14 protein-coding genes are annotated in these 17652 nt (G+C 68.0%); 9 read left to right on the top strand and 5 right to left on the bottom strand.

Features of this window, described 5'->3' with window-relative positions; all coding sequences use genetic code 11:
• Positions 1 to 62: 62 nt before the first annotated feature.
• From AC5LXX_RS24880 to AC5LXX_RS24870, 3 genes are all read right to left on the bottom strand, one after another.
• A complete protein-coding gene (locus tag AC5LXX_RS24880) occupies positions 63 to 1250 on the bottom strand; it encodes a porin (protein WP_493411367.1) in 1188 nt (395 codons plus the stop codon).
• Between the two features lie 106 nt (positions 1251 to 1356).
• Positions 1357 to 3777 carry a glycoside hydrolase family 31 protein gene (locus tag AC5LXX_RS24875; RefSeq protein ID WP_493411366.1) on the bottom strand — a complete coding sequence of 807 codons (2421 nt, stop codon included), beginning with the start codon at positions 3775 to 3777 and terminating at the stop codon, positions 1357 to 1359.
• 27 nt (positions 3778 to 3804) lie between these two features.
• Positions 3805 to 5076, bottom strand: coding sequence for an MFS transporter (locus AC5LXX_RS24870; RefSeq protein WP_124448034.1), 1272 nt, complete (start codon positions 5074 to 5076; stop codon positions 3805 to 3807).
• A 469-nt stretch (positions 5077 to 5545) separates the two neighbouring features.
• Between AC5LXX_RS24870 and AC5LXX_RS24865 the strand changes: the two genes are divergently transcribed.
• The 8 genes from AC5LXX_RS24865 (at position 5546) to AC5LXX_RS24830 (ending at position 14892) form a co-directional block, all read left to right on the top strand.
• Positions 5546 to 6490 carry a MurR/RpiR family transcriptional regulator gene (locus AC5LXX_RS24865; RefSeq protein WP_493411365.1) on the top strand — a complete coding sequence of 315 codons (945 nt, stop codon included), beginning with the start codon at positions 5546 to 5548 and terminating at the stop codon, positions 6488 to 6490.
• A complete protein-coding gene (locus AC5LXX_RS24860; protein WP_493411364.1) occupies positions 6487 to 7473 on the top strand; it encodes an isoaspartyl peptidase/L-asparaginase family protein in 987 nt (328 codons plus the stop codon). The genes AC5LXX_RS24865 and AC5LXX_RS24860 overlap by 4 nt, the downstream gene beginning before the upstream one ends.
• A gap of 27 nt (positions 7474 to 7500) precedes the next feature.
• Entirely contained in the window at positions 7501 to 9399 is a 1899-nt protein-coding gene (locus AC5LXX_RS24855) for a dipeptide ABC transporter ATP-binding protein (protein ID WP_493411363.1), read from the top strand.
• Positions 9400 to 9528: 129 nt separating this feature from the next.
• Complete coding sequence (gene gsiB, locus AC5LXX_RS24850) at positions 9529 to 11091, top strand: glutathione ABC transporter substrate-binding protein GsiB (RefSeq protein WP_322083598.1); 1563 nt, start codon at positions 9529 to 9531, stop codon at positions 11089 to 11091.
• Between the two features lie 67 nt (positions 11092 to 11158).
• Positions 11159 to 12079 (top strand): glutathione ABC transporter permease GsiC, encoded by a 921-nt coding sequence (gene gsiC, locus AC5LXX_RS24845; protein ID WP_124448024.1) that lies wholly within the window; start codon positions 11159 to 11161, stop codon positions 12077 to 12079.
• A gap of 13 nt (positions 12080 to 12092) precedes the next feature.
• Positions 12093 to 12986, top strand: a complete 894-nt coding sequence (gene gsiD, locus AC5LXX_RS24840) for a glutathione ABC transporter permease GsiD (RefSeq protein ID WP_493411362.1) — start codon at positions 12093 to 12095, stop codon at positions 12984 to 12986.
• The gene (locus AC5LXX_RS24835; RefSeq protein WP_493411361.1) at positions 12986 to 14068 is read left to right on the top strand and encodes a DmpA family aminopeptidase; all 1083 of its coding nucleotides are present in this window, start codon (positions 12986 to 12988) and stop codon (positions 14066 to 14068) included. The genes gsiD and AC5LXX_RS24835 overlap by 1 nt, the downstream gene beginning before the upstream one ends.
• Positions 14065 to 14892: a M55 family metallopeptidase gene (locus AC5LXX_RS24830; protein WP_493411360.1), complete on the top strand. Its 828-nt coding sequence runs from the start codon at positions 14065 to 14067 to the stop codon at positions 14890 to 14892. The genes AC5LXX_RS24835 and AC5LXX_RS24830 overlap by 4 nt, the downstream gene beginning before the upstream one ends.
• Before the next feature lie 35 nt (positions 14893 to 14927).
• Here AC5LXX_RS24830 and AC5LXX_RS24825 read toward each other — a convergent pair whose 3' ends face one another.
• A complete protein-coding gene (locus AC5LXX_RS24825) occupies positions 14928 to 15707 on the bottom strand; it encodes an alpha/beta fold hydrolase (protein ID WP_493411359.1) in 780 nt (259 codons plus the stop codon).
• 142 nt (positions 15708 to 15849) lie between these two features.
• On the opposite strand from AC5LXX_RS24825, the gene AC5LXX_RS24820 reads away from it, so the two are divergent.
• Entirely contained in the window at positions 15850 to 16629 is a 780-nt protein-coding gene (locus AC5LXX_RS24820) for an AraC family transcriptional regulator (RefSeq protein ID WP_493411358.1), read from the top strand.
• 428 nt (positions 16630 to 17057) lie between these two features.
• Here AC5LXX_RS24820 and pcaG read toward each other — a convergent pair whose 3' ends face one another.
• A complete protein-coding gene (gene pcaG / locus AC5LXX_RS24815; RefSeq protein WP_493411357.1) occupies positions 17058 to 17651 on the bottom strand; it encodes a protocatechuate 3,4-dioxygenase subunit alpha in 594 nt (197 codons plus the stop codon).
• Position 17652: the final 1 nt, after the last annotated feature.

Here is a 17652-nt window from a genome sequence, read left to right as displayed (position 1 = left end):
CGCATGCGGAATGCGCATCGTCCGGGGCGGCGGCAGCGCGCTGAAGGCGCTGCCGGGCAGGTTCAGAACGTGACGGCGATGCCGGCCATGCCGACGAACTGGCCGTGCGTGGTCGACGGTGTGAGCTGCTGCGAATCGCCGACGATCGGCGCCGCGTCGACGATATGGCCGGCGCCTTGCGCGCCGAGCGTCTGGCCGCTCGAATGCGTATAGGCCTGCAGCGCATAGAGCGTCGTGCGCTTCGACAGGCTGTACGACTCCTTCAGCGAGTACTGCTGGTAGCGGGCCGCGCTCGCGACGCCGTTCGCCTTCGACGCGAGCGTGTACGCGAACGCGCCGGCCACCGAGAATGTCGGCGTGAAGCGGTACGCGGCGAGCGCGCCGTAGGTATTGAACACGGCCGTGTCGGCAAACGCCGAGCCGTTGCCGGGCAGGTACTTCACGTTCGAGTAGTTGACGCCCATCGTCAGGTTGCCGAGCGTGGTGTTACCCGCCGCCGCGACCTGCTCGACGGCCTTCGCGGTCAGGTAGCCCTGGTTCAACACGGATACCGCGAAGCTGCCCGACGCCGCCGTGGCCGGGTTCAGGAAGCCGGCGGACGAGCCCGAGCTGTTGATCCGCAGGTAGCCGGCCGCGATCCCGATCGGCCCGTTCGCATAGCGCAGCGCGGCGCTGAACGTGTTGCCCTTGCCGGTCGCGCCGGCAATGCCGCCGAATGCGTACATCGCGCTCGCGGTCAGCCCGGCGAAGCTCGGCGACGTATAGGTAACCGAATTGTTCACGCGGATCGTCGTGTCGAGGCCGTCGATGTCGCCCGGATGTGCGCCGGTCGCGCCGGTCAGCCAGCTGCTCGACGCATACGGGCCGACGAACAGGAAGTAGGGCGTGTACTGGCGGCCGGCCGTCAGCGTGCCGTAGTGCTCGTTGCGCAGGCCGACGAATGCCTGGCGGTTGAAGATCGTGCCGGCGGCGGCCTGCGCGCCGGTATTCAGGTTGAAGCCGGACTGCAGGTCGAAGATCGCATGCGTGCCGCCGCCGAGATCCTCGTCGCCGCGCAGCCCGAACTTGGAGGCATACAGGTTGCCGTCGCGCATGTAGATGTTCGAGTGGCCCTGCTGGTTGTTCACGTACGCGATCGAATCGTCCACGACGCCGTACAGCGTCACGCTGCTCTGTGCGCGGGCGGCGGTCGCGCCGAGCGACGCGGCTGATAAAATCAGGATTGCATAGCGGTTGACGGGTGCTTTCATTGTCGATCTCCGGATCTCTTCATCTTTTCAACGGGGCGGGAGGCTGGAGCGCCTCCTCTGTGGCGGGCGGCGGACCGTGCGAACGGCCCGCCCGATCGGGTGTGCTTCAGTCGTCGAGCGCGACGACGAGGCGGCGCCATGCGCCGTGCGGCGCGTCCTGCTCGACGCGCGCGCCGCGCACGGCGACGGGGCCCTGCAGCGACGCGGGCAGCAGGATCTCGACGCGTTCGGCCGGGCGGCCCGGCCGGCCGTCCCAGCGGACCGACACGCCGAGCACGCCCGACGCCTCGCGGCCGGTTTCGATCCGCCACAGTCCGTATTCGCCGTCGCGCCAGGCTTCCGTTTCGCCGTCGTCCTCGACGCATTCGCCGTACGCGACGCCGTCCTCGACGCGCGGCGCGACGAGGAAGCCGCGCGCGTCGGCACGTGCGCCGAAATGCTGCTCCGCGACGTTCAGCGGCAGTACGCGGCCTTCGCGCAGCAGCATCACCGGCGTGTCGAGCGGTGCGGGCAGCGTCACGCTCGAGCCGCCGTCGAACGCCTGCGCGCTCGCGCAGCACATCCAGCGCGCGCCCGACGGCAGGTACACCGTGCGCTCGGTCTGGCCGGGATCGACGACCGGCGCGACCAGCAGCGCGTCGCCGAGCATCATGTCGTCGCACGCGTCGTAGCAGCGCGCATCGCCGGGAAAATCGGCGAGGGTCGGCCGCAGCACGGGCTCGTAGCGCGTCGTGGACAGCCACAGCAGGTGATAGAGGTAAGGCAGCAGCCGGTAGCGCTGCTTGATCAGCGACGCGATCTGCGCGGTGATCTCCGGATACATCCACGGCTCGTTGACGGTGCCGTCGTCATTCCACGAATGGATGCTGAAGCGCGGCATGAAGATGCCGAACTGCACCCAGCGCAGCAGCAGCTCGGGCGACGGCGCGGGGCCGGAGAAGCCGCCGATGTCGTGGCCGATGTTCGACACGCCCGACAGCGCGAGCCCGAGCCCCATCTTCAGGTTGTAGCGCAGCGTTTCCCACGACGTATGGTTGTCGCCGGACCAGGTCTGCACGTAGCGCTGCATGCCGGCGCCACCGGAGCGCGACACGAGGAACGGCCGCTGCGCCGGCGCATGGGCGCGCTGCGCTTCGCGCGACGCGCGCATCATCAGCATCGTCTGCAGCACCTTCGCCTCGCGCGCCGGGAACGGCTGGCCGAAGCCGTGCGCGAGCGCGTCGGGCGACCAGATCTCGTATTCGTTGTTGTCGTTCCAGGTCGATTCGATCCCGTACTCGAGCAGCGCCGACGTGACCTGCTCGCGCCACCAGCGGTACGCGTCCGGCTGCGTGAAGTCGAGGTACGCGCCGACCTCGTCCCAGAACTGCACCCACGCAGGCTCGCCGGAGGCCGAGCGGATCAGCAGCCCGCGCTGCGCGGCGTCGTCGAAGGCGGGATGGTCGCGCAGCAGGCACGGCTTGATGTTCGCGCACAGGCGGATGCCGTGGTCGCGGTAGTGCTTCACGAAGCCCTTCGCGTCGGGGAACTTGTCGCGGTTCCAGTTGAACACGTAGCGCTTGGCGCCGATCGACGTATAGCCCGACGACAGGTGGAACGAATCGCACAGAATGTCGTGCTCATCGCACTGCTCGACGAACCGGTTCATCTGCTGCTGCGCGTCCGGCGCGTCGGTATAGCTCATCGTCGAGCCCGAATAGCCGAGCCCCCATTTCGGCACGCGCGCGGGGCGCCCGGTGAGCCACGTGAAGCGCCGCGCGGCCGCGAGCGGCGTGTCGGGCGACGCGATGAAGTAGTAGTCGAGATCGCCGTGTTCGGCGACGAAATAGCGGTATGGGCCGTGATAGTTGTCGAGTTCGCGGCCCATGTCGAACGAGCAGTCCGACAGCGTGTCGTAGAACATCCCGAAGCCCTGGCAGGCGTCCGGCGACCACGTGATGTAGAACGGGATGTGCTTGTACAGCGGGTCGGTATGTTTCGCGCTGTAGCCCATCGCGTCGATGTTGCGCATCTCGAAGCGCGCGCCCGTGCGGTCGAGCTCGCCCGCGCGTTCGCCGAGGCCGAATACCTTGTCGCCGCGTTCGCGCGCGACGTAGTGATATGCGCGGTCGTCCCACCAGCCGAAGTTGTAGGCCTGCGTCGAGCGGTCGGCCAGCGCGACTCTCCACGCACCGTCCGCGCCGCGCATCGACCACGTGCAATGGCCGCCTTGCCAGCGCACGGCGAGCCGGATCTGCGCGGTCTCGAGGTGCAGGCCGTCGTCGTCCTCGACGAGGGTGAAGGCGGGCAGCGCGAAGCCGTCGAGGTCGAGGCGATCGCGTCCGTCGAGCGGCACGTCGTCGAGGCCCGGCGCGATCGTCCACGTGCGCGGGTTGTGCGCCGTGGCGTCGGGCAGCACGCGTACGCGCACGATGTCGTCCTCGAGCACGAAGATCTCGACGGTGGCACCCGCATCGGACGCGAGCAGCACGCGGTTCGCATGCTTGCCGGAAACGCGGAACACGGGCGGATGAAGGAGCGAAGTCATGGATGCGATTCCTGGTGAGGGCAAATGTCAGGCGTGCTGTGCGAGCAGGCGTTCCTGCTTCGACTGCCCGCGGATCAGTACCGCGAGCAACGTGACGCCGATGATGTCGAACAGGCCGAGGCACGCGAACAGCGGCGCGTAGCCGATCTTGTCGGCGAGCGCGCCGACCAGCAGCGAGAAACCGAGCCCGCCGATCCACGCGGCCATTCCCGCGAAGCCGCTCGCGGTGCCGACTTCCTCGGAATCGAACACGTCGGCCGACAGCGTGTTGACGAGCGCGGAGATCATCTGGTGCGCGAAGCCGCCGACGCAGAACAGCGCGATGGCCGTGTACGGTGACGAGACGAGGCCGATCATCGCGGGCCCGAGCATCAGCACCGCGCCGAGCGCGACGCCGGCGACGCGCGACCACACGAGCGGCAGCCTGAAGCGTTTCGCGAGATACGGCGACAGGTAGCCGCCCGCGATGCCGCCGGCGTCGGCCGCGAGGAACGGCATCCACGCGAAGATCGCGATCTGCGTGAGCGGCATGTGGCGCTCGGTTGCGAGGTACAGCGGAATCCAGAAGCTGAAGGTCTGCCATGCCGGTTCGGCGAAGAAGCGCGGCAGCGCGATGGCCCAGAAGCGCCGTGCGGTGACGACGTCGCGGATGCGGCGCTTCGACACGGGCGGCATCGTCGCCTGGCCGTCGCGGATCAGCGCGCGCTCCCGCGGCGTGATGCGCGGATGATCGGCCGGCGACCGGTACTGCGTGTACCAGAGCGCGGCCCACACGAACCCGAGCGCGCCGGTGGCCATGAACGCGGCCTGCCAGCCGAACCGCATCGACAGGAACACGACGAGCGGCGGTGCGATCGCGGCGCCGAGCGACGTGCCCGCATTGAAGTAGCCGACCGCGACGGACTTCTCGCGGTCGGGAAACCATTCGGCAACGGCCTTCATCCCCGACGGAATCGCGGCGGCCTCGAACAGCCCCAGGAAGCCGCGCAGGATGCCGAGCGACAGCCAGCCCGACGCGAAACCATGCGCGACGCCGACGATCGACCACAGCATCGCGAACAGCGCGAACCCGAGCCGCAGCCCGATCAGGTCGACGATGAATCCGCACACCGGCTGCATGATCGTGTAGCCGATCTGGAACGCGCCGACGATGTACGAGTACTGCTGCGTCGAGATCGCGAACACCTGCTTCAACTCGGGCGCGAGCACCGCGAGGGAATTCCGTGCGAGGTAGTTGAGGATCGTGCCGAGACACACGAGCACGATGATCCACCAGCGCAATGCCTTGACTGTTTTCACTGCTGTCTCCTGTTGGGCAGGGCAGGCATGCAAAGCCTGTCTTGATCCATGCGAGCCGTCCGGTCAGGAAGGCTTTTTTACCTTATTTGTACGATGTCCGATCATTGTGACCGCCACTTTCCATCGTCTTTTATCGAAACTACGCGGTTCGAGCGAAAATTCTGTCGCTGTTGGATGCGGTTGTTATCTGACGACTGATCATTTTCGAGCATCCTATGTTCGAATTCGAATCAGGTCAACGCCAATTTGCATTCGAACGAACATGATCGGGGTTTTCCCGGTGAGCGGACGGCGGCGGTGCGCGAACATGGACGGCGCTCGCGTGCCGAGCCCCGCGCGGCGGGGCTCGGCGACGGCACGGTGCTCGGCGGACGTCCGACAGGGCGTGGCAACCCTGATGAAAATTAATTTTTTTCCGGGACAAGGATTGTGTAAATTGATTTTCACCATCCTTGCAACGACCCTTCGCATGACGCCTCTCGTTTCGCACGACGCCATTCACGACGAACCCGCGATCGCCGAGCGGATCGCGTCGGCGATGCCATTGATGACGCCGATTCACCGGCGCATGGGCGAATTCGTGCTCGCGAACCCGTTTCGCGCGGCGACGATGCGGATCGACGAACTCGCGCAGGCCGTGAGTGCGTCGATCGCGACCGCGAACCGCTTCGCGAAGGCGCTCGGTTTCGACGGCTATCCGGCGATGCGCGCGGCGCTCGTGCGCGGCTTCGAAGCGACGCTCGGGCCGGTCGAACGGCTGCGTTCCGCGCAGGAGCAGGAGCCCGGCGTACGCGGCGCGGCATGGATCGACGCGGTATTCGACCAGGCTGCCGCCAACATCCAGAGCACGCGCGCGCAACTCGATGCGGCCGATGTCGAGGCCGCGGTCGAGGCGATCGTCGGCGCGCGGCGCGTGCTGATCCTCGGCGCCGGGTCGAGCGCGTTTCTCAGCGGGCTGATGGAGCACGGGCTGTCCGTGTGCCACGACAACGTGCAGTCGCTCGCGCTGCTCGGCGGGCCGTCGCACGCGGCGCGGCGCCTGTACACGGCCGATTCGCGCGATCTCGTGATCGCGCTCGCGTTTCCGCGCTACGTGAAGGACACGATCGAACTGGTCCGCCGGGCGGCCGCGCGCGGCGCACGCGTACTCGGCATTTCCGACGGCCCGCAATCGCCGCTGGCGCCGGTCGCGTCGCTGAACCTGTACGTCAAGGCCGAACGGCGTTTCGCGGCCACGTCGGAAGCCGCCGTGCTCACGATGATCGAGGCGCTGATCGACGCGGTCGCGCTGCGCACGCACCGGTCCGCGAAGTCCGCTGCCGAGATGACCGAATTCCTGCTGCCGTGGCTCGTGCAGCCGCAGGCGGCGCTGCCGTCTGCCAATCCTCCTTCCTCACGTCCGAAAAAATCATGAATTCTCCCGCGATCGTTGCGATTCACGGCGGCGCAGGCACGATCCTGCGCGAGGCGATGGATACCGACACCGAACGCCGGTATCGGGCCGAACTGACCGCGATCCTGCAGGCCGCGCAGCAGGTGCTGGCCGATGGCGGCAGCGCGCTCGATGCCGTCACCGTCGCGGTGCGGATGCTCGAGGACTGTCCGCTGTTCAATGCCGGACGCGGCGCCGTCTACACGGCCGAAGGCAAGCACGAACTCGACGCGGCGGTCATGGACGGCGCGACGCTCGGCGCCGGCGCGATCTGCTGCGCGACGCGCGTGCGCAATCCCGTGCTCGCCGCACGGCGCGTGATGGAGGCGAGCGAACACGTGCTGTTCGCCGGCGCGGGCGCCGATGCGTTCGCGGCCGCGCAGGGGCTCGAACTCGCGGAACCCGGCTACTTCGACACCGAGGCACGCCATGCGCAGTGGCTCAAGGCGCGCACGGCGGCCGGCGCGATGCTCGACCACGACGCGGCGACGTTCGCGTTCGGCAAGGCGCAGCCGGCCGAGCCGCTCGATCCGGACCGCAAGCTCGGCACGGTCGGCGCGGTCGCGTGCGACCTGCACGGCCACATCGCGGCGGCGACGTCGACCGGCGGCATCACGAACAAGCAGCCGGGGCGGGTGGGCGATTCGCCGATCATCGGCGCGGGCTGCTATGCGGACGACGCGACCTGCGCGGTCTCGTCGACGGGCACCGGCGAGATGTTCATCCGCCTCGCGACCGCGCATGACGTCGCCGCGCAGATCGCCTATCGCGGCGCGTCGCTCGCCGACGCCGCGCACGACGTCGTGATGAACAAGCTGCCGCGCCTCGCCGGCCGCGGCGGGCTCGTCGCGGTCGATGCGCACGGCAACGTCGCGATGCCGTTCAACACCGAAGGGATGTACCGCGGCTACGCGCGCGTCGGTGAAGCGCCGGTCGTCGGCATCTACCGCGACGACGCGGCCTGAACCCGGATCGCACGAGGAGAACCCCGCATGACTTCGAGCCGAACCCCATCCGGCCTCGTGCTGCCCGAACAGCGCGTGGTGGCCGTCGAGGACCTGTCGGTCACGTTCCGCCGCGAAAGCGCGACGTTCGACGCGGTGCGCAACGTGTCGTTTCACGTCGACCGCGGCGAGACGCTCGCGATCGTCGGCGAATCGGGCTCCGGCAAGTCGGTCACGTCGCTCGCGCTGATGCGGCTCGTCGAGCACGGCGGCGGCGAGATCACGAGCGGCCGGATCGCGTTCCGGCGTCGCGGCGGCGCACTCGTCGATCTGGTGCAGGCGAGCGCCGCGACGATGCGCGGCATCCGCGGCGCGGACATCGCGATGATCTTCCAGGAGCCGATGACGTCGCTGAACCCGGTGTTCACGGTCGGCGACCAGATCAGCGAGGCGATCGCGCTGCACCAGTCGAAGGGCGCGGCCGAGGCGCGCGCGGAAGCGCTGCGGCTGCTCGATCTCGTGCGTATTCCGGAAGCGCGTCGCGTATTCGCGCGCTATCCGCACCAACTGTCGGGCGGGATGCGGCAGCGCGTGATGATCGCGATGGCGCTGTCGTGCCGGCCCGCGCTGCTGATCGCCGACGAGCCGACGACCGCGCTCGACGTGACGATCCAGGCGCAGATCCTGCAACTGGTGCGCGGGCTGCAGGACGAAATGAACATGGGCGTGATCTTCATCACGCACGACATGGGCGTGGTGGCCGAAGTGGCCGACCGCGTGCTCGTGATGTATCGCGGCGAGAAGGTCGAGGAGGGCGAGTCGGACCGCATCTTCGCGGCGCCCGCCCATCGCTACACGCGCGCGCTGCTCGCGGCCGTGCCGCGGCTCGGCTCGATGCAGGGTACCGACACGCCCGAGAAATTCCCGCTGCTGAAGGTGGACGACGCGAATGCGACGATCGCGGCTGCGTCCGCCGCGAACGACAATGTGCAGCCGCCCGTCGATCACGCTGCGCCGCCGATCCTGCGCGTGAGCGATCTCGTGACGCGCTTTCCGGTGAAGAGCGGCGTGTTCGGCCGCGTGTCGCAGTACGTGCATGCGGTCGAGCGCGTGAGCTTCGAGCTGCGCGCGGGCGAGACGCTTGCGCTCGTCGGCGAATCGGGCTGCGGCAAGTCGACCACCGGCCGTTCGCTGCTGCGCCTCGTCGAATCGCAGAGCGGCTCGATCGAATTCGATGGCCGCGACATCAGCGCAATGAAGGGGCATGACCTGCAGGCGCTGCGCCGGAACATCCAGTTCATCTTCCAGGATCCGTTCGCGTCGCTGAACCCGCGCCTGACGGTCGGCTTCTCGATCATGGAGCCGCTGCTCGTGCATGGCGTCGCCAGCGGCAGCGAAGCGCAGGCGCGCGTCGACTGGCTGCTCGACAAGGTCGGCCTGCCGCCCGAGGCCGCGCGCCGCTATCCGCACGAATTCTCGGGCGGCCAGCGCCAGCGGATCGCGATCGCGCGTGCGCTCGCGCTGAACCCGAAGGTCGTGATCGCCGACGAATCGGTGTCGGCGCTCGACGTGTCGGTGCAGGCGCAGATCGTCAACCTGATGCTCGACCTGCAGCGCGAGCTCGGCGTCGCGTACCTGTTCATCTCGCACGACATGGCCGTCGTCGAGCGCATCAGCCATCGCGTCGCGGTGATGTATCTCGGCCAGATCGTCGAGATCGGTCCGCGCCGCGCGGTGTTCGAGGCGCCGCAGCATCCGTATACGAAGAAGCTGATGAGCGCGGTGCCGGTGGCCGATCCCGCGCGCAGGCATGCGCCGCGCCAGCTCGCGGCGGACGAAATCCCGAGCCCGATCCGCGCGATCGGCGACGAGCCGGCCGTCGCGCCGCTCGTCGCGGTCGGTCCCGATCATTACGTCGCGACGCATCGCGTCGGCGGCGCGTATTGAGTGCGTGACGGAGCGCCTATGGACCGCAGCTGCGCACGCGCCAGGCAACGCCGTTATTTTCCCGAGCGGATGCTGTCGCACCGCGATTTCCACCACGCGTTACCGAATCATCCAGAGGAGCCAGACCAAATGAACAAGCCGTATTCGTTCCCGATGTTCCGTCCGCGCGCGCTGTTCGCGGCGGGAGCAGGTGCGCTCGCGCTGTCGGTCGCGGTGCCCGCGTTCGCGCAGCAGAACGTCGTGGTCGCCGTGTACTCGACGTTCACGACGATGGACCCGTACGACGCAAACGACACGGTGTCGCAGGCCGTCGTCAAGTCGTTCTACGAGGGGCTGTTCGGTTTCGACCGGAACATGAAGCTCGTCAACGTCCTGGCGACCAGCTACACGGCGTCGCCGGACGCGAAGGTGTACACGGTCAAGTTGCGCGAGGGCGTGAAATTCCACGACGGCACCGACTTCAATGCGGCCGCGGTGAAGGCGAACTTCGACCGCGTGACCGATCCGGCGAACAAGCTGAAGCGCTACGGCCTGTTCCGCGTGATCGAGAAGACGGAGGTGGTCGATCCGACCACGGTGCGGTTCACGTTGCGCGAGCCGTTCTCGGCGTTCATCAATACGCTCGCGCACCCGTCGGCGGTGATGATCTCGCCGGCCGCACTGAAGAAGTGGGGGCGTGACGTGTCGCTGCATCCGGTCGGCACCGGGCCGTTCGAATTCGTCGAATGGAAGCAGACCGACGACATGAAGGTGAAGAAATTCGCCGGCTACTGGAAGAAGGGGTATCCAAAGGTCGACACGATCGACTGGAAGCCGGTGGTCGACAACAACACGCGCGCGGCACTGATCAAGACGGGCGAGGCGGATTTCGCGTTCACGATTCCGTTCGAGCAGGCGAACGACCTCAAGAGCAACGCGAAGATCGAACTGATCGAGTCGCCGTCGATCATCCAGCGCTACATTTCGCTGAACACGCAGCAAAAGCCGTTCGACAACCCGAAGGTGCGTGAAGCGCTGAACTACGCGGTCAACAAGGAGGCGCTCGCGAAGGTCGTGTTCGCCGGTTACGCGACACCGCAGACCGGAGTCGCGCCGATGGGCGTCGAATACGCGACGAAGCTCGGGCCCTGGCCGTACGATCCGGCGAAGGCGCGTGCGCTGCTGAAGGAAGCCGGCTATCCGAACGGATTCGAATCGACGCTCTGGTCCGCGTACAACCATTCGACGGCGCAGAAGCTGATCCAGTTCGTCCAGCAGCAGCTCGCGCAGGTTGGCGTGAAGGTGCAGGTGCAGGCACTCGAGGCCGGCGAGCGGGTCGCGAAGGTCGAGAGCGCCCAGGATCCGGCAACGGCGCCGGTGCGGATGTACTACAGCGGCTGGTCGGCATCGACGGGCGAAGCGAACTGGGCACTGACGCCGCTGCTCGCATCGGCATCGGCACCGCCGAAGCTCTACAACACCGCGTACTACAAGAGCGCTGCCGTCGACGACGATCTCGCGAAGGCGCTCGAGACGACCGATCGTGCGAAGAAGGCCTCGCTTTACGCCGACGCGCAGAAGCAGGTGTGGGCCGACGCGCCGTGGATCTTCCTGGTGCAGGAGAAGATCGTCTATGCGCGCAACAAGCGATTGCACGGCATGTACGTGATGCCGGACGGCTCGTTCAACTTCGACGAAATCTCGGTGAAATGACGGCGGCTTGCCCGCCTCGCGGTGCCGGCGGCGCAGGCCGCCGGCACGCTGATTCGATCGGTGCCCCATGCTGAATTTTCTCGTCAAACGGCTGCTCGGCCTGCTGCCCACGCTCGCGATCGTCGCGTTGCTGGTGTTCATGTTCGTGCACCTGCTGCCGGGCGACCCGGCGCGGCTCGCGGCAGGCCCCGAAGCCGACAATGCGACGGTCGCGCTCGTGCGTGCCGATCTCGGGCTCGATCGGCCGTTGCCCGCGCAGTTCGTGAATTTCTTCACGAAGATCGCGCACGGCGATTTCGGCATGTCGACGCGCAGCAAGCGGCCGGTATCGACCGAAATCGGCGAGCGCTTCATGCCGACGCTGCTGCTGACGCTCGTCAGCATGGGGTGGGCGACGCTGTTCGGCATGGCGATCGGGATCGCGTCGGCGGTGTGGCGCAATCGCTGGCCCGACCGTCTCGGCATGACGATCGCGGTGTCGGGCATCTCGTTTCCCGCGTTCGCGCTCGGCATGCTGCTGATGGAAATCTTCTCGGTGAAGCTCGGCTGGCTGCCGGTCGTGCCGGACGGTTCGTGGAAGAGCTACGTGCTGCCGTCGCTGACGCTCGGCGCGGCGGTCGCGGCCGTGATGGCGCGCTTCACGCGCGCATCGTTCGTCGAGGTGCTGAACGAGGACTTCGTGCGCACCGCGCGTGCGAAGGGCGTGCACGAGCCGATGGTGGTGCTCAAGCATTGCCTGCGCAACGCGATGATCCCGGTCGTCACGATGATGGGGCTGCAGTTCGGCTTCCTGCTCGGCGGCTCGATCGTCGTCGAGGTCGTGTTCAACTGGCCGGGGCTCGGGCGCCTGCTGGTCGATGCGGTGACGATGCGCGACTACCCCATGATCCAGGCGATCGTGCTGCTGTTCTCGCTCGAATTCATCCTGATCAACCTGGCCGTCGACGTGCTGTACGCGGTCATCAACCCGACCATCCGGTTCAAGTGAGAGTGAGGCGAGCATGAACGCGACTGTCCAGCCCGCGGCGCCGGCCGCACCGACCGCGATCCGCACGCCGTGGCGTGAATTCTGGCGCAAGTTCCGCAAGCAGACCGTCGCGCTCGTCGCGGGCGGCTTCGTGCTGGCGCTCGTCGTGCTGGCCTTCGTCGGCCCGCACATCGTGCCGTTCGATCCGGAGAACTACTTCGACTACGATGCGCTGAACGCGGGGCCGTCGGCCGTGCACTGGTTCGGCGTCGATTCGCTCGGCCGCGACATCTTCAGCCGGATCGTCGTCGGCACGCGCATCTCGCTCGCGGCCGGCTTTTTCTCGGTCGCGCTCGGCGCGGTGATCGGCACGTTCTTCGGGCTGCTCGCCGGCTACTACGAAGGCTGGTGGGACCGCATCACGATGCGCATCGCCGACGTGCTGTTCGCCTTCCCCGGCATCCTGCTCGCGATCGGCGTGGTCGCGATCCTCGGCAACGGGATGATCAACGTGATCTGTGCGGTCGCGATCTTCAGCATCCCGGCGTTCGCGCGGCTCGTGCGCGGCAACACGCTGATGCTCAAGCACATGACCTACGTCGAGGCCGCGCGCAGCATCGGCGCGTCGGACTGGACGATCATCATGCGGCACATCCTGCCGGGCACCGTGTCGTCGGTCGTCGTCTACTTCACGATGCGGATCGGCACGTCGATCATCACGGCCGCGAGCCTGTCGTTCCTCGGGCTCGGCGCGCAGCCGCCGACGCCGGAGTGGGGCGCGATGCTCAACGAGGCGCGCGCGGACATGGTGACGGCACCGCACATCGCCGTCTTCCCGAGCCTCGCGATCTTCCTGACCGTGCTCGCGTTCAACCTGCTCGGCGACGGGCTGCGCGACGCGCTCGACCCGAAGCTGGAGCGCCGCTGATGCGTGTTGCACCGATGTGGGCCACGACGCTGCCGGCCGGCCCGCGCGGCACGATCGCCGACGTGCCGGGCGTGACGGTCGGCCATTGCACGCTCGATACCGGCAGCGTGCAGACGGGGGTGACCGTCGTGAAGCCGCATCCGGGCGACGTGTACCGCAGCAAGGTGCCGGCGGGCGTGGCCGTGATCAACGGCTTCGGCAAGAGCGTCGGGCTCGTGCAGGTCGGCGAACTCGGCACGCTCGATACGCCGATCGCGCTGACCAATACGTTCGGCGTCGGCGCGGTCGCCCAGGCGCAGATCCGCGCGGCGATCGCGGCGAATCCGCAGATCGGTCGCGACTGGTCGACCGTCAACGCGCTCGTGCTCGAGTGCAACGACGGCTATCTGAACGATATCCAGGCGTTCGCGGTCACGGCCGCGCATTACGACGACGCGTGCCGCGCGGCGTCGCGCGACGTCGCACGCGGTGCGGTGGGCGCCGGGCGCGGGATGTCGTGTTTCGACCTGAAGGGTGGGATCGGCTCCGCTTCGCGCGTCGCCGTCGCGGCCGGCCGGCCCTATACGGTCGGCGCGCTCGTGCTCGCGAATTTCGGCCGGCTGCCGATGCTGACGCTCGGCGGCGTGCCGCTCGGGCGCATCGTCGCGCAACGGCGGGCGGCCGAGGCCGCGCACGCGGCGCCGCCCGAGCAGGGCTCGATCATCCTGTTGCTCGCCACCGACGCGCCGCTCGACGCACGGCAGTTGTCGCGGCTCGCGCGCCGCGCGGGCGCGGGGCTGGCCCGTACGGGTTCCGTCTACGGGCACGGCAGCGGCGACATCGCGCTTGCGTTCTCGACCGCCTGCACGATCGCGCACGACGCATCGACGATCGCGCTGCCGGCCCTCGTGGCCGACGCGGCGCTCGATCCGCTGTTCATGGCCGCGGCCGAAAGCGTCGAGCACGCGATCGCCGACGCGTTGCTGCAGGCGGTGACGGTCGCCGGGCGCGACGGCCACGTGCGGCAATCGCTGCGCGACGCGGTGCCCGATCTCGAGCGGTTGTTCAACGAAGATAACGAAGGGCATTCGACCCAGTCATGAAGATCCTGATCTCGACCGACATCGAGGGTGTCGCCGGCGTATTCGCCACCGAGCAGACGCGCGCCGGCAATCCGGAGTACGAACGGGCGCGCCGCTGGATGACCGCCGAAGCGAATGCGGCGATCGAAGGCGCGTTCGCGGGCGGCGCGCAGGCCGTGTGGGTCAACGATTCGCATGGCAGCTATCGCAACCTGCTGCCCGACGGGCTCGATGCGCGTGCGCGCGTCGTGCTCGGCAAGCCGCGCACGCTCGGGATGATGGCGGGCCTCGAACAGCGGCCCGATCTCGTGTTCATGATCGGCTTTCACGCGAAATCGCAGACGCGCGGCGTGCTCGCGCACACGATCAACAGCTTCGCGTTCACGCAGGTGTGGCTGAACGGCGTCGAGCTCGGCGAAGCCGGGTTGTACGGCGCGCTGGCGCAAGAATATGGCGCGCACGTCGCGCTCGCCACGGGCGACGACGTGTTCACCGAGGAAACGCGGCCGCTGTTCGCGGACGCGCGTTTCGAGACGGTCAAGACGGCCGGCGGCACATCGAGCGGCGACACGCTCACGCCGGCCGCGTCGTGTGCGCGGATTGCGACCGCCGCGCGCGACGCGGTGGCGCAGGCGCTGTCGGCCGGCGTGCGTGCCGGCACGCATCGGCCCGCGCCGGCTGCTTGCACGCTGCGCGTGCAGACGGCCGCGCTGGCCGACCTGTTCGGCGTGCTGCCGTCGCTCGAGCGGGTCGATGCGGTGACGCTGCGTTTCGACGGGCCGTCGGTCGAGCACGTGGTGCGCACGCTGAACAGCCTGTCGGCGATGTCGTTCATGCTGCGGTGATGCGCGCCGCAACGATGCCGCCTGCGCGCGGCCGGTCAGTCGACGACTGCGGGGCCGGCCGTCGCGGCCAGCAGGAACGCTTCCATCGCCGCGACCAGCGCGAGCGGCGTCTCGTTCATCGGGTAGTGGCCTGCATTGGGCAGCACGTCGACGGTGGCGAGCGGATAGCGCCGCAGGTAGGTGCGCGCCATCAGCGCCATGTCGAACGCGGGATCGTGTTCGCCGATCAGCACTTTGACGGGGTGCGTACCGGCGATCTCGTCGCTGAAATCCGTATCGGCCCACGCGCGGAAGTACGCGCCGAAAGCCTGCGCCGACGAACCGGCTGCCGAATACGCGGCTTTCCACTCGATCCAGGCGGCCGGCAGCCGGCTACCGGTGCTGCGGTCGATGATGGTGCGCCGAGCGGCGACGTGGTCGGCGGCGCGCTCGAATAGCGCGCGCTTCTCCGCGTCGAACGGCAGGCCGCCGCACGGCACGGGTGTGATCGGAACCAGCGCGCGCACACGCTCGGGCGCCATGACGGCGACTTTCTCGGCCGCCATCGCACCCATCGAGTGGCCGACGAGGCTGAAGGTCGCGAAATCGAGCGTGTCGGCGAGCGCGAGCGCATCGGCGGCGATCTCGTCGATCGTGTAGTCGCCCTCCGCGTCGCGCATGCGGCCGTAACCTCGGTAGTCCATGAATACGTAGGTGAAGTGCGCGTGCGACAGCCATGGTTCGACGGGTTCGAACGCATGGGCGTCGCCGAACCAGCCGGGCAGTACAAGAACAGGGTGGGGGCCGTCCCCCACGCGATGAAACGTATTCGGCATGTCCGCTCCGATGAAGTTGCAATCCGGCCGATCAGGCCGACGGGTCTTGCGACCGTGAGGTCGCGCAACGGTGGAGCGGATCGTAGATCGTTCGAAGGCGACCCGCCTTCGATATCGGGTCATTGATGATGGAATTCGGGCCGTGAGAAATACGCTGCTAGATCCCTACGAACATATTCCGCGGAACGTGGTCGTGACCGCCAACGACTATGCGGCGGGCACGACGTTTCCGGAGCACGCGCACGGGCGCGGGCAATTCGCGTTCGCGTCGCGCGGCACGATCAGCGTGTCGACGCCGCACGGACGCTGGCTGGTGCCGCCGCAGCGCGCGTGCTGGGTGCCGGCCGGCGTACGGCACGAAATGACGATGACCGGGCCGGTCACGATGCTCAACGCGTTCGTGTCGGGCGACGCCGCGCAGGCGGCCGGCCTGCCCGGGCAGTGCGGCGTGTATGGCGTGTCGCCGCTGCTGCGGCACCTGATCGACGATGCGATCGACCTGCCGGCCATGTACGACGTCGACGGACGCGCGGGCAAGCTGATGGATCTGCTGGTCGCGGAAATCGCGACGATGCCGCGCCTGTCGCTGCATGCGCCGCTGCCCGCCGATGCACGGCTGGCGAAGGTGTGCCGGCACCTGTTCGCGTCGCCGTCGATCGCGGCCGATCTCGACCAGGTCGCGGCCGATGCGGGCGTGAGCCGGCGGACGTTCACGCGGCAGTTCCGCGCGCAGACGGGCGTGAGTTTTGCCGCATGGCGCCAGCAGGTGTGCATGCTCGCGGCGATTGCGCGCCTGACCGACGGGCAGCCGGTGACGCGCGTCGCGCTCGATCTCGGGTACGCGAGCGCAAGCGCGTTCACGTCGGCGTTTCGCCGCATCCTCGGCGACACGCCGAGCCGGTATCTGGAGATCCGGCGCTAGCCGGACGCAGCGCGAAAAAATACGCGCCCGCCAAATTCGGTCGGACGCGTTTAAAGGCACTCGGTCAGAAAAAAATGCGCGAACGGCCCGTTCGGCGGCGTCGCGCATGATTTGCGTAATTATTGCCTCGTCCGATTTAATCCTTTCGGCTCGTTGCGGATAACGAAGGATACGCCGCATAACGCGCAAACGATATCCCGTTGGCCCGAGGATGCATGTGCGGTCGCAGCATCCGTTTCAATCGGGCGTTCGATCTCGGGGCGGGAAGCCGCGGGCAACCGGGGTTCGCCGCCCCGACTCGCCACGATGCGACGCATCATCGAACGATCGCGACGGCTCAAGAAAAACGCCGCGTGGTGCGATGCCCGTCGGTATCGCGCCACGCGGCGTGCGGTTGCGTGCGAAGCCGGCATGCGCCGGCGCACGCGTCAAACGTCGAAGAACACCGTTTCGTCCGGCCCCTGCATGCGGATGTCGAAGCGGTAGACGACCGGGCGGCCCGGCTGCGCGTCGCGTTTCGCGACGAGCGTCGCGCGGCGTTCGGCCGGCACCGCATTCAGCACGGGGTCGGTCGCGTTCGCCGCGGCTTCGTCGTCGAAGTACACGCGCGTGAACGCATGGGTGAGGATCCCGCGCATCATCACGGTCACGTTGATGTGCGGCGCCTCGTCGGCGGCGATACGGCCGGGCTTCACCGTCTCGACGACGAAGCGCTGCTGCGCATCGGTGCCCGTGCCGACCCGCGCGAAGCCCGTGAAGCCGGATGTCGCGATGTCGTTGCGCGAGGCGGGGTAGCGGCCCGCGCCGTCCACCTGCGTGAATTCGAGCACCGCGTCGCCGACGACGTTGCCGTCGCCGTCGAACACCTGGCCGACCAGCAGCACGTGCTCGCCTTCGGCGTGCGCCGCGGCGATCGTCGGCGTGAACAGGCTCTTCAGGTCGTAGTCGTATTGCTGCGGGCACAGGCCGTACGCGAAGTACGGGCCGACCGTCTGCGAAGGGGTTTGCTTCAGCGTCGTCATG

Source organism: Burkholderia torrens (assembly GCF_984668525.1).
Note: the sequence above shows the minus strand (reverse complement) of the source record. Positions and strands in the feature narration are given on the sequence as shown.

What these genes read in the sequence shown, in the direction of transcription:
- AC5LXX_RS24825 (WP_493411359.1), bottom strand. Translation starts at nt 15,707, where the DNA reads ATGCCGAATACGTTTCATCGCGTGGGGGACGGCCCCCACCCTGTTCTT.
- gsiC (WP_124448024.1), top strand. Translation starts at nt 11,159, where the DNA reads ATGCTGAATTTTCTCGTCAAACGGCTGCTCGGCCTGCTGCCCACGCTC.
- gsiB (WP_322083598.1), top strand. Translation starts at nt 9,529, where the DNA reads ATGAACAAGCCGTATTCGTTCCCGATGTTCCGTCCGCGCGCGCTGTTC.
- AC5LXX_RS24880 (WP_493411367.1), bottom strand. Translation starts at nt 1,250, where the DNA reads ATGAAAGCACCCGTCAACCGCTATGCAATCCTGATTTTATCAGCCGCG.
- AC5LXX_RS24835 (WP_493411361.1), top strand. Translation starts at nt 12,986, where the DNA reads ATGCGTGTTGCACCGATGTGGGCCACGACGCTGCCGGCCGGCCCGCGC.
- AC5LXX_RS24860 (WP_493411364.1), top strand. Translation starts at nt 6,487, where the DNA reads ATGAATTCTCCCGCGATCGTTGCGATTCACGGCGGCGCAGGCACGATC.
- AC5LXX_RS24875 (WP_493411366.1), bottom strand. Translation starts at nt 3,777, where the DNA reads ATGACTTCGCTCCTTCATCCGCCCGTGTTCCGCGTTTCCGGCAAGCAT.
- AC5LXX_RS24855 (WP_493411363.1), top strand. Translation starts at nt 7,501, where the DNA reads ATGACTTCGAGCCGAACCCCATCCGGCCTCGTGCTGCCCGAACAGCGC.
- AC5LXX_RS24830 (WP_493411360.1), top strand. Translation starts at nt 14,065, where the DNA reads ATGAAGATCCTGATCTCGACCGACATCGAGGGTGTCGCCGGCGTATTC.
- pcaG (WP_493411357.1), bottom strand. Translation starts at nt 17,651, where the DNA reads ATGACGACGCTGAAGCAAACCCCTTCGCAGACGGTCGGCCCGTACTTC.
- gsiD (WP_493411362.1), top strand. Translation starts at nt 12,093, where the DNA reads ATGAACGCGACTGTCCAGCCCGCGGCGCCGGCCGCACCGACCGCGATC.
- AC5LXX_RS24865 (WP_493411365.1), top strand. Translation starts at nt 5,546, where the DNA reads ATGACGCCTCTCGTTTCGCACGACGCCATTCACGACGAACCCGCGATC.